Raw genomic sequence first — 10993 nt, forward strand, 5'->3', positions numbered from 1 at the left:
CGGCGCGTCCTGGTTCTCGGCGCGGGCAAGATGGGGGAGATCGCGGCCCGCACCCTGAAGGAGCGCGGTGCCGGTTCGCTCATCATCGTTAACCGCAGCGCGCCGCGCGCCCTGGAGCTGGCCCAGAGGCTGGGCGGCGCCGCGGAGCCCTTCGAACGGCTGGAGCAGGTGCTCGAGGAGGTCGACATCGTCATCTCGTCGACCGCCGCCCAGGAGCCGATTCTGCGGGCTCCCGAGGTAGCCCGGCTGATGCGGGCGCGCAAGGGACGGCCCATCTTCCTGATCGACATCGCGGTGCCGCGCGACATCGACCCCAAGGTCAACACGATCGAGCACGTCTATCTGTACGACCTCGACGATCTGGTCCGGGTCGTCGAGGCCGGACGGGAGGGGCGCGAATCGGAAGCGCGCCGCGCGGAGGAGATCGTGCGGCGCGAGCTGGAGAGCTTCGAGCAATGGAGCATGCAGCGCGACCTTTCGCCGGTGATCGTCGCGGCGCGGGAGAAGCTGGAGACGGTGCGTGCCGCCGAGATCGAGCGCCACCGCGGCGCCCTTTCCACGCTCACCGCGGAGCAGCGCCGCGCCGTGGAGGAGATCACGACCGGGTTGGTGAGCAAGATCCTCCATCCCGCCATACGCGCCGTGAAGCGCGCCGCGCTGGATCCGCACTCCGCCGCCCGCGTGCGTCTCTTCCGGGAGACGCTGGGCCTCGATGCCGGGGCCGAATGGGGGGATCCCCAGGAAGCCCCCGAAGACGCCGGGGACGACGATGACCCTTCGCGCGGAGATTGAGGCCGCTCCTCCTCCGGGACGCCTCGTCCTCGGGACGCGGGGGAGCCGGCTGGCGCTGGCGCAGGCGCGGTGGGTCGAGCGCGAGCTCTCGAGCCGTGCCCCCGGGCTGCAGATAGAGCTGCGCATCATCAAGACCTCCGGGGACCAGGATCCCGACAGGCCCCTCACCTCCGGTGAGGAGATGGGAATATTCGTCCGGCAGATCGAAGAGTCGCTGCTGAGCGGCGAGATCGATCTGGGCGTTCACTCCCTCAAGGACCTCCCCCTGCAGCAGCCGGACGATCTGATCCTCGCGGCGATTCCGGGGCGTGAAGACGCAGCCGACATCCTGGTTCTCCGGCAGGCAAGCAGCCTCGACGATCTCCCCGCCGGCTCGCGGGTGGGAACCGGAAGCCCGCGGCGCACCGGCCAGCTCCTGGCGCTGAGGCCCGATCTGCGGGTCCTCCCAATCCGCGGCAACGTCGACACCCGCCTGGAAAAGCTGGCGCGCGGAGAATTCGATGCGGTGATCCTGGCGGGGGCCGGGTTGCATCGCTGCGGGATCTCGCCTCCCTCCTTCTGGACCTTTTCTCCGGAACAGATGCTCCCGGCTCCGGGTCAGGGAGCTCTGGGCCTGGAGGTTCGCCGTTCGGACCGCGACCTCGGGGCGTTCCTGAAGCATGCCCTCGACCATCCTCCCAGCGCGGCGGCGGTCGAAGCGGAGCGCAGCTTTCTGCGCGTTCTGGGGGGAGGCTGCCAGATGCCGGTGGGGGCACTCGGGACGGTCGAGGCGGAGAAACTGACTCTCCATGGGGTCGTGGCGGATCCCTCGGGTGCCAGGTTGGTGCGGGGAAAGATCGAAGGAAGCTGGAATGAGGCGGTCCGTCTGGGAGAGGAGCTGGGCCGGCAGGTCCTGTCGACCGGAGGCGCGCGGATCCTCGGCCATGCTTCATGAACCCTTCCACCGGACCCCTGGCCGGAAAGAAGGTGCTGGTCACCCGGGCCGAGGAAGGGGAGGATCGGCTTACCGGGCTCCTTTCAGCCCAAGGGGCGGAAGTCATCCACATTCCGCTGGTGCGCTTCGAGGATCCTCCGTCATGGGAGCCGTTGATGGAGGCGGCCGCGCGGCTCGAGAGCTTCGATCGCGCACTGTTCACCAGCGCCACGGCGGTCGATCGCTTCTTCGCGCGCCTTCATGAATTCCACCATTCGGAAGGACTGCCGGATCGCATCATCGTCTCGGCGGTCGGACCGAAGACCACCGCGGCGCTCGAGCGCGCCGGCTGCCACAACGTGCAGCACGCCGCCACCTATCGGGCCGAGGGGCTGCTGGATCTGCTGCCCGAGAGCGAAGTAGCCGGTCAGAAGATCCTCTTCCCGCGGGCCCTGGAAGCCAGAGAGCTGCTGGTCGAGGAGCTGCGGAGGCGCGGCGCCAAGGTCTGCCTGGTGCCGGTCTATCGGACGGTGAAAGCGGAGGACAGCCGTGACGCGCTGCTTTCCGCCCTCCGATCGCGCTCCCTGGAGGTCGTCACCTTCACGTCGGCCTCGGCCGTGCGGCATTTCGTAGATTTGGCGGACGGCGCGGACCTCCCGGGGCTATTGCAGGGAACCCGAGTGGCCTGCCTGGGTGAAGTCACTGCACAAGCCACGCACGATGGGGGCATTCACCCCGACATCGTTCCCTCACACGCCACGCTCGAGGAGCTGGTCGGCGCAATCGTCCGCGAGCTCGTAAGGTAAAGAAGGAAGCAGTCAATTGAGGAAACGCGATGAGGGACTGCTCAACAGTAATATAGGTGTTGTCAATGCCGCCCTGACCTTGACGTACGTTCTCACGACGGTCATCATCGCCGGCATCATGCTCCGAGGAAACCTGCTCATCCGCCGCCAGCTGCAGCTATCACTTGATCTCGACAGAAGACGGTCCCGGCCTTGCCAGGTCTTCGAGATTGACTTCTATCAGCATTGTGCCCACCCGGTACTCAGAAATACGGGCCTTACCAGCACATGACGCACGGCCCCGTGTTTCGCAACTGTTGACACAAATCGAAGGCGTGGCTGAGCCAGCATGTCGTCGAGATTTCAAGACGCCGGTAGATCCGAGGCCTTGTGTGCCCGGCCTCGGCAAAGGAGTTCGCCATGAAACTCGTCCCTGGACTCGCGCTCGTCTTCCTCGGTGTCGCGACCGCCTCGGCCGCAGACCCACCCGGGACGTATGACATCGAGCGTTACCTCAACATCCGGTCCGCCATCTCGCCGCAGCTCTCCCCCGACGCGAAGAGCGTCGCCTTCCTGACCAACGTGACCGGGTCGAATCAGATATGGACGGTCCCGGCACAGGGAGGCTGGCCGGATCAGATCACGTTCTTCGGTGACCGCGTGACCAGCATCGCGTGGTCGCCGCGAGGCGACCGGATCGCGTACTCGAAGGACACGGGCGGCGACGAGAACTTCCAGATCCAGGTCGTCTCCCCGGATGGCTCCCGTCAGGTGGCCCTCACCTCGAACCCCGCCGTCCGTTACAACTTCGGCTCGTGGTCGAAGGACGGCGCATGGATCTCCTACTCCAGCAACGAACGCGATCCGAAGTGGTTCGACGCGTACGTGATGAACGTCGAGACGCGACAGGCGCGCCGGGTCCTCGAGAAGGACGCGCTGTTCTCGGCCAGGGACTTTTCCAACGATGGGACACGTCTTCTCGTCTCACGTGACAACGCCAGCCTCGACAACGATCTGTTCGTGCTCGACCTCTCGACGGCCGGCGCTGCCGCCGGGCCCGTCCACCTGACCCCGCACGAGGGGCGGGTCCAGTACCGCGTTCTGGGATGGACGGCCGATGATTCGGGGCTGTGGGTCCTCAGCGACGAGAACCGCGAGTTCCTCGCGCTCGGGCGCCTCGATATCGGCGCAAGAAAGATCAAGTGGATCCGGGAGCCGAAGTGGGACGTGACCTCCGGCGCCCTCTCCCGTGACGGCCGCACGCTCGCGATCGCCGTCAACGCCGACGGCTACGACGAGCTGTCGATCCTCGACGCGGCGACCCTGAAGGAACGCCCCGCCCTTTCGATTCTCCGGGGGCAGATCGACGGCCTCACCTTCTCTGGGAACGGGAAGCTCCTGGCCATGAGCCTCAGCGGCCCGTCGCGCACGGCGGACGTCTGGATCGCCGACCTCGCCTCCGGAAGGCTCGCGCGGGTGACACGCTCCTCCACGGCGGGAATCGCGGCGGCGGCGTTCGTCGAGCCGCAGCTCGTGAGGTACAGGACGTTCGACGGAAAGGAGATCCCGTCGTTTCTCTATCTCCCGAAGGGCGCCGGGAAGGGGGACGGACTTCCCTGCATCGTCACGCCGCACGGGGGACCCGAGGGACAGACCGTCGCGGGATTCAGCCCCGTGACGCAGTACTACGTGAACCGCGGGTACGCGGTCTGGGCGCCCAATGTCCGGGGCTCCACGGGGTACGGCAAGACATTCACTCACCTCGACGACGTGAGGAAGCGCGAGGACTCCGTGAAGGACCTGGTCGCCGGCGTCGACTGGTTGAAGGCATCCGGCTATGTCGATGCCCGGAAGATCGCGGTGGCCGGGGGCTCCTACGGCGGGTACATGACGCTCGCGGCCGTCACGCTCTACCCGGATCTGTGGGCGGCGGCGGTCGACTCATACGGCATCGCAAACTTCAGGACGTTCTTCGGCAAGACCGCCTCGTATCGCGCCGGCCTGCGCGCCACGGAGTACGGCGATCCCGTCGCGGACGGCGAGTTCCTCGATTCGATCTCGCCGATCCACAAGGTGGATAGGATCAAGGCGCCGCTCCTCGTGCTCCAGGGAGCGAACGATCCGCGCGTCCCGGCCGTCGAGGCGGAGCAGATCGTGAAGGCCGTCCGGGACAAGGGCGGCGTGGCGGAGTACATCCTGTTCCCCGATGAAGGCCACGGCTGGTCCAAGCTCGCGAACCGGATCGCGGCCTCCCGCGCGACCGTGGAGTTCCTTGACAGACACCTGCGGGGAGTCCGGCAAGCGCCGTGAGGGGGCATCGCGCCGGCGGGCATCGCGCCGAACAGCACCCCCAGCCCACGACGTAGGGGCTTCTGGCCGGAAACGGAGGCTCGTGCGGGTCCGCAATGCCTAAGAAGGATGTCTCGGAGAACAGCTTGTTCATTCCCTCGGGTTCCAGGTAAAAACTTCAGTGCCTTGTGTTCCGCCCCCTATTTCAGCTAGACACCTTTTTCCCCTAGGATAGGGTTCGAAAGGTGGTCCACATCGTCCCACCCGCCGAAATCCGAGGCCGGATGACCTGTCCTGATTGCGGCCGTGCCAATCCAGCTGAAACCGTAACGTGTGCGGGTTGCGGCCGTTCGTTGACCACCTCCGACAGCGCGGCTGAAATTGGTCGCGAGTCGCTCCCCCCAACGCTTGCGGCAAATCCAGGTCCGCGGCCCTTGGCCCGTCTCGCAGAGGGGACGGAGCTGGGGCGGCGCTACCGCATCCTCCGGCTCCTCGGCGCCGGGGGGATGGGCCAGGTGTACCTGGCGCGCGATGTGGAGCTGGAGCGTGAGGTGGCCGTGAAGCTCATCCGCCCCGATCTCTCGGAGAACCAGACCATCCTCGGGCGCTTCAAGCGCGAGGTGCACCTTTCCAGCAAGGTAACGCACCGTAACGTTCTTCGGGTCCATGACCTGAGCGAGAGCGACGGGGTGTTCTTCCTGACCATGGAGTACGTGCGCGGGCGCAACCTGGCAGCTCTCCTCAGGGAGGAAGGCCGGCTGTCCATCGATCGGGTCGTCCGCATCTTCCGGGAAATCTGTGAGGGTCTGGCCGCGGCCCACGATCAGCAGGTCCTTCACCGGGATCTGAAGCCCCAGAACATCCTCATCGACGAAGTGGATCATGTGCACGTCTCCGACTTCGGTCTGGCCAAGTCGCTGCAGTCGGAGGGCTTGACCGAGACGGGCGCCTTGATGGGCACGCCCGATTACATCTCACCCGAGCAGATCAAAGGCCAGCCGGCGGACGAGCGCTCCGACATTTATGCCCTGGGCCTGATTCTCTATCAAATGCTCACCGGCACCATGCCGTTCCACGGACAGACATCGTGGGAGGTGGCTCTCCAGAGGCTTCAGAAGGATCCGATTCCAGCTTCTCGTCTGAATCCGAAAACCCCGAAATACCTGCAACAGATCCTCGAGCGTTGCATGGCCATCGACCGCTCGCTGCGCTACCCGACGGTTCAGGCCATTCTCGCCGACCTCGAGCACGCCGTGCCGCGAGGCAGCCTCGTTCACGGCCTGAGGATGCGCCGAAAGCGTCTGCTTGCCCCCGCCGTGGCGGTCGTGCTCCTCTTCCTCGCCGGATGGATGGGATGGCGCTACGCGCGCTCGGCCCGGCCGGGAGGTCAGCTGCCGGCAGGGACAGCCGCTGGAGAATCGCCCGTCGCCGTCGTTGCCGTCATCCCCTTCGAGAACCGCACGGGACAGAGTCCTCTCGACTGGTACGGCGAGGGACTGGCCCGCCTGATCATGGACAATCTCGCGCAGTCCCGCCATGCGCAGGTGATCTCGGCGGACACGGTGAAGAGCCTTCAGAGCAAGTCGGCAAATCCCAAAGATCTGGCTCAGGCGGCCGCCTCAGGGGGAATCGGCTACCTCCTCACGGGCGAGATCGTCACCACTCCAGGAGGACTGACCGTCGCCGCCCGACTCACGGACACGAGAAAAGGCCGCGAGGCGGCGGCCCGGCGGGTGGATGGTCTCTCGGCTGATTCCCTCATCGTCGCGGCGGACACCATTGCATCCGCCACCCGAAAAGGACTGGGCCTTCCTCCGGCCGAAGGGGTGGACGTGTTCGCGGCGGATTTTCTAGCCAAGAACCCTGCCGCCTACGAGGCATATCTGAAGGGACTTCAGGCCTGGACCTACTATCACTATGAAGAAGCGGAAGTGCGGTTCCGGGAGGCCTTACGCGACGCCGAGGATTTCACCATGGCCCGGTACCGGCTTGCTCAAGTGCTGGGTGACATGGGCAAAATGGATGAAGCGTTGTCGGAAATCCGGAGGGCGGCAGCGGAGGCGGGACGAGTTTCCGATCGCGAGTCGCGCTACATCCGCGCGACCGAGGCCTACTTTTCGACGCGTTACGAAGAAGCGGTGAAAGCGTACCAGGAGCTCATCAAGCTGTATCCCCACGAGGTCGAAGCGCGCGACCTGCTGGCGACGATTCTCACCGACCTGGGCCGGAACCAGGAGGCCATCGACCAGCTGAAGATCATCGCGCAGATGGAACCGGAGCACCGGGTAACGTGGAGCATGCTGGGAAGCGCGTACCTGGCGGAGGGGGACTTCAACCAGGCAGTTCTCGCGCTGCGACGATACGTGGAGCTGGAGCCCGGAAGCGCCAACGGCCATCACCTGCTGGGCGACGCCTATCGCTCACAGTCAGAGTTCGATCTGGCGGCGGCGGAATACCACAAGGCGCTGGATCTCGACCCGACGTTCCACTATTCCTCCGTGAGCCTCTCGGAGGTGGAGATCCTCCGGGATCAATGGAGCGGGGCGGAAGCACGACTTGCGAAGCTGATCCGGGATACGGCCGTGCTTCCTCGAAACCGGCTCGATGCGGGCTTCCAGCTGGCTTCCCTGTATCGCGCCCAGGGGCGCTTTCGTGACGCGGCCCGCGTGCTCGCCGGCCTGGAGAGCCCGCTTCGCCAGGAGCAGGTTCGCGAGGCCATGGCGCTTTCCATCCGCGGGACCTGCATGATGGAGCTGGGGAGACTCCGGGAGGCGCGCGCCCTGATCGACGAGGGTGTGAAGCGCTCGCCCGCGGTTCCCACGCGCTACCTGTTCGCCCGGGGCCTTCTGGATCTCCGGGAAAGGAAACCGGCGGCAGCGCGGGAAACCGCCGCGCAGATCCTGAAGGGCGCCCTGCCTCCGGACAATCCCGACCGAGCCGAGGAGAAGGCGGCGGCCTTCCTCTCCGGTCTTGCCTGGCTTCAGGAAGGTCAGACGGAGCGCGCCACTGAAGAGCTCTCCCGGGCGGTGGCGCTCTCCGGCTACGAGTATTCGATCTACCGTCTGGCCCTGGCCCGTGCCTACCAGGAAGCCGGAAAGCTCCAAGAGGCCATGGCCGCGGCGCGCCAGGCCGCAGCACCCGAGGATCCGGCCAAGCCGCGAGTGGACCTCGAGCTGGATCGAGTACGCGCGGCGCTCCTGCTCGCCGAGATCCAGGAGAAGATGGGACAGATGTCCGAGGCGAAATCGGGCGCCCAGGAGGTCCTGAAGCGCTGGTCGCGCGCCGACGTCGAATTCCTCGATCTGACCGAGGCCCGCCGTCTTGCGGGCGTGACGGTCAGCGGGGAACGATCGTGATGCCGCCCGGACCCTTCGGCGATGCGACGGCCCCGAGAGTCTTGCCGTTCCCGTCGAAATCGTAGGGCAGGAAGAGGTCGAACAGCTCCCCATCGTAGAACCCGACGATACGGAAGGCCTTCTCTCCGGAGAGAAGCGAGTATCCCGCCAGCACCGCGTCCTTGGCGCCCACAACGCCATCCCCGTTCAGATCGGTCAGCACAGAAGGCGCCGTCCCGTTCACGACGAAAGCGCGCAGCGTCACCACCCTCGAATTGAGGTAGCCAGCCACCTCGGCCGCGTTCATGGGGGTGAGCGGGCCTCCGTCGATGCGGACGAGCCCGGTGCCGTCGACGTTGCAGCTCTGGGGATCTCCGACGCAGAAATCTGCGAGAACCGCGGGAGTGAACAAACCCAGGGGGCTGTCGGTGGGAATAAAAGGGCCGGCCGAGCTGGGCAGCGCGACCGTCCGACTTCCGGGGACGTTCAGGTGAACCTGGAGGCTGGTCTTGGAGGTGGCGTCGCTCAGCTCATAGGCCACGGAATGCACCAAGCCCGCCAGGTTTCTGCTCTGCCGCGGTTGTCCCGGGTTGAAGCTTTGATCCAGGACCAGACCCACTCCGGTGTCCGAGAAAAGCGCCAGTCCGGGAAGGTCGTCATCGGCGCCGTAGCCAAATCCGTCAGCATCCAAAGGCACCTGGCGACAGGTGCCGCCGGAGGTGCAGTCGGCGTCCGAAAGGCAAGGCTCTCCCGGATAGATGGCGAGGCGTCCTCCGACGCATCGGAGCGCCAACGTATCGTCGCCTCCGACGTAGGGCCCATAGCGGACCAAAAGGTCGTTGAGGCCGCTGTTGGGATCGAAGACCAGGACCTTGGGACTTCCCCCGCCGCCCGTTTCGGTCAGAGCGATCAGCCGCTCAACGTTTCCGTGGGGGTTCGAAACCCCGGCGCGATCCATGTCGGGCCAGAACTCAAGCATGGTTTCGTCCACGCCGCCGGGACAGAGGGCGTTGATGGCATCGAAGGAGGGACAGCCGTCGGGGTCCGTGAAGACGATGAACCCGACATCTCCGAATTGCGGGAAAAAGGGCGTCACGAACGGTCGCCCGATGCCCAGCTCTCCATTGCTCGAGAGCTTCAAGGTGAGGGGCCAGCCGGTGGCCACCTGGCGGGTGACCACGCCGTCCTTGGCCCCGACGATGGCGAGCGTCATCAGGGGCTCGGGTTTGGACGGGGCCGTGATGACTGGAGACGCGCTCCAGAACAGCAATCCGGCAGCTGGGAGCAAGACCCGGATGATCCAGGCCCTGACGGGAAAAGAGACGGAACGGGAAGCAAGCATGAGAACCTCCTCTTCCGAAGCGCGGGCGGGATGGCGATTTCAAGCCGCACGCTTCACGCGTCCAATGGATTGGAGACTCGGACGATCTACCCCCATTCGGCCTTTCCGTCAAGATTCTTGTTGAGCCCGGCGCTCGCAGGGAGCATTCCGGCGCGGGACGCTCGCACCAAAACAAAAGCCCGGGCGACCAGGATGGCTCGCCCGGGCCTGATTGCTTCTTCCCCCTGGGATCAGGGGGCTGTGTTCGTGAGGGACTTCGTCTTGGTCCAGTTCGTGGTGGAAGCGTCCGTTCCATCGACGCTCGGCACATTGTCAAACACTGCCAGGCCGTAGCCGTTGGCTTTCAGCTTCACGGCAGCCTGCCGTCCGAAGTCGGGGAGCTTCACCGTGTAGGTCGCCTCCTTCCCGACATGCTTGTAGGGGAAGGAGTAGAAGCCATCGCCATCGGAGATTGTCGTCGCCAGCAGGTTGCCGCTCGGCCCCCAGAACTGCAGGGTGACCCCGGGCCTGGGCGAGCCTTTGAGATTCAGGGTCAGCCCGTTGACCCCGGCGTTCTTCTTGAACGCGTTGAAGCTGTAAACCGTGCTGGTGAAGCTCGATCCGTTCGAGAAACCGAAGGTGTAGTCCTGGCCATTCAGGTTGGCCGGCGTGCCTCCCTTGATGTAGATCACACCACCACCAAGACCATCCAGAGTGCCGTCGAGGTTAGTGTCCGGCCCCTGTAGGGTCGTCAGGTCGAGCGCCTGCTGCCATCCGGTCGTGGTCTTGAGCCCGTAATTGAGATGGACCGTGACGTAGACGAGTCCGCTCGCCGGGACCGTACCCGACACGTATACCGGCGTGGTGCTGCCGAGGTTCTGCGCCGGGTAGTCGCTTCGCAGAATCACGGGATTGCCACTGTTCGAGAGGTTGCCCGCGGCCGTCGTGATCGTGTATCCGTCCAGCGCGGCAGTCGGCGCGAAGCAGGCGCCGTCGCCCATCGTCACGCCTACGGGCCCGGTTGCGTCGTGGACCTGGATCGGTCTGTCGCCCTGGGTGATGAAAGGCCAGGGGATGTCGATCTGGAGATTGAAGGCCGATCCCGGAGCTCCGCTGTGGAACACGTTGTAATACGCCTGTCCAGGGTTGGTCGCGTTCAGTAGAAAGTCGTTCTGAACCAGATTCCCGGAGGCGTTCAACGTCGGATTCTGGAGGTTAATCAGACGGAAGGAATCGTCCGGGAACGGGCAGAGAGCGCTATCCGTCACCGATTCGCAAGAAGCGCCGTGAGCCTCTCCGGCATCCGTATGCGTGCAACCGCCCACGGCTTGGCAGGAGTCCTGGGTGCACGGATTCCCATCGTCACACCCTAGCACGATGCCGGCGTGGCAGACGTTGTTAGAGCAGGTCTCGATGCCATCGCACACGTTGCCGTTATTGCACTCCGTGTCCGTGAGGCATTGGACGCAGGTGTTGGTTCCGGCATCGCAGAAGGGATGCGAGGGATCCTGACAGTCGGAGCTGACGTTGCAGCCGACGCAAACGCCGGTTTCGGGAT

The 10993-nt window shown here is 65.3% G+C and carries 7 protein-coding genes; 5 read left to right on the top strand and 2 right to left on the bottom strand.

Features of this window, described 5'->3' with window-relative positions:
- The 5 genes from hemA to VFW45_09915 form a co-directional block, all read left to right on the top strand.
- The coding region (gene hemA, locus VFW45_09895; GenBank protein HEU5181095.1) for a glutamyl-tRNA reductase at positions 1-792 on the top strand (792 nt) is incomplete at its 5' end.
- Entirely contained in the window at positions 770-1726 is a 957-nt protein-coding gene (hemC, locus tag VFW45_09900) for a hydroxymethylbilane synthase (protein ID HEU5181096.1), read from the top strand. The genes hemA and hemC, both read left to right, overlap by 23 nt.
- Complete coding sequence (locus VFW45_09905) at positions 1723-2511, top strand: uroporphyrinogen-III synthase (GenBank protein ID HEU5181097.1); 789 nt, start codon at positions 1723-1725, stop codon at positions 2509-2511. The genes hemC and VFW45_09905 overlap by 4 nt, the downstream gene beginning before the upstream one ends.
- Positions 2512-2910: 399 nt before the next feature.
- Complete coding sequence (locus tag VFW45_09910) at positions 2911-4800, top strand: S9 family peptidase (GenBank protein HEU5181098.1); 1890 nt, start codon at positions 2911-2913, stop codon at positions 4798-4800.
- Between the two features lie 413 nt (positions 4801-5213).
- Positions 5214-8135: a protein kinase gene (locus VFW45_09915; GenBank protein HEU5181099.1), complete on the top strand. Its 2922-nt coding sequence runs from the start codon at positions 5214-5216 to the stop codon at positions 8133-8135.
- Here VFW45_09915 and VFW45_09920 read toward each other — a convergent pair.
- Together VFW45_09920 and VFW45_09925 are read right to left on the bottom strand one after the other, a co-directional pair.
- Positions 8116-9456: a hypothetical protein gene (locus tag VFW45_09920; protein ID HEU5181100.1), complete on the bottom strand. Its 1341-nt coding sequence runs from the start codon at positions 9454-9456 to the stop codon at positions 8116-8118. The two genes, VFW45_09915 and VFW45_09920, sit on opposite strands and share 20 nt — an antisense overlap.
- Positions 9457-9686: 230 nt before the next feature.
- A partial coding sequence (locus tag VFW45_09925) for a hypothetical protein (GenBank protein ID HEU5181101.1) occupies positions 9687-10993 on the bottom strand: 1307 nt, incomplete at its 5' end.

Source organism: Candidatus Polarisedimenticolia bacterium (genome assembly GCA_035764505.1).
Taxonomy (GTDB): domain Bacteria; phylum Acidobacteriota; class Polarisedimenticolia; order Gp22-AA2; family AA152; genus AA152.

Excerpts from the sequence above, each read along its gene's own strand:
- VFW45_09920 (HEU5181100.1), bottom strand. The coding sequence starts at position 9,456 with ATGCTTGCTTCCCGTTCCGTCTCTTTTCCCGTCAGGGCCTGGATCATC.
- VFW45_09905 (HEU5181097.1), top strand. The coding sequence starts at position 1,723 with ATGAACCCTTCCACCGGACCCCTGGCCGGAAAGAAGGTGCTGGTCACC.
- VFW45_09910 (HEU5181098.1), top strand. The coding sequence starts at position 2,911 with ATGAAACTCGTCCCTGGACTCGCGCTCGTCTTCCTCGGTGTCGCGACC.
- hemC (HEU5181096.1), top strand. The coding sequence starts at position 770 with ATGACCCTTCGCGCGGAGATTGAGGCCGCTCCTCCTCCGGGACGCCTC.